1 protein-coding gene is annotated in these 642 nt (G+C 62.6%); it reads left to right on the forward strand.

All coding sequences use genetic code 11. The annotated features are described in order from the left end of the window. Window positions 1-642, forward strand: a 642-nt coding sequence (locus tag NKH03_RS34900) for an AMP-binding protein (RefSeq protein ID WP_352973389.1), incomplete at both ends; no start/stop codon positions are given.

Consider the following 642-nt stretch of genomic DNA (forward strand, 5'->3'; position numbering starts at 1 on the left):
CTGGGGCTCACCCCCCGCCATCTCGCCTACATCATCTACACCTCGGGCTCCACCGGGACGCCCAAGGGCGTCATGGTCGAGCATCAAAGCACCGTGAACCTGCTGCGTTGGAGTAGCGGCGTCTACGCGCAAGCGCAGACCAGCCGCATGCTGTTCTCCACTTCGATCAGCTTTGATCTGTCCGTCTATGAGTGCTTCGCTACCCTGTCACAGGGCGGCACGCTCTATCTCGTCGACAATGCGCTGGCACTGGCGCAAACGCCTCTGGACGTCTCGCTGATCAATACAGTCCCCTCTGCGATCGCCGCTCTGCTCGACAAGGAAGCAGTCCCCGCCGCGGCAAGCGCCATCAATTTGGCGGGCGAAGCGCTGAGCGCAGCTCTGATCGAGAGAATCTTCGAGCACAGCCGCGTCGAGAAGATCTGTAACCTATACGCCCCTTCCGAGACAACGACGTACTCGACCTGGATTTGCATGCCCAGGGGAGACACCGTCGTTGAAACGATCGGCCGTCCGATCGCCAACACGCGGATCTATCTTCTGGACGGTCATGGTGCGCCGGTGCCGTTGGGGGCGGTGGGCGAGCTCTATATCGGCGGGGCCGGCGTTGCGCGCGGCTACCTCAACCGGCCCGAGCTGACG

The sequence above is a fragment of the Mesorhizobium sp. M1406 genome (assembly GCF_040317555.1).
Classification (GTDB): domain Bacteria; phylum Pseudomonadota; class Alphaproteobacteria; order Rhizobiales; family Rhizobiaceae; genus Mesorhizobium.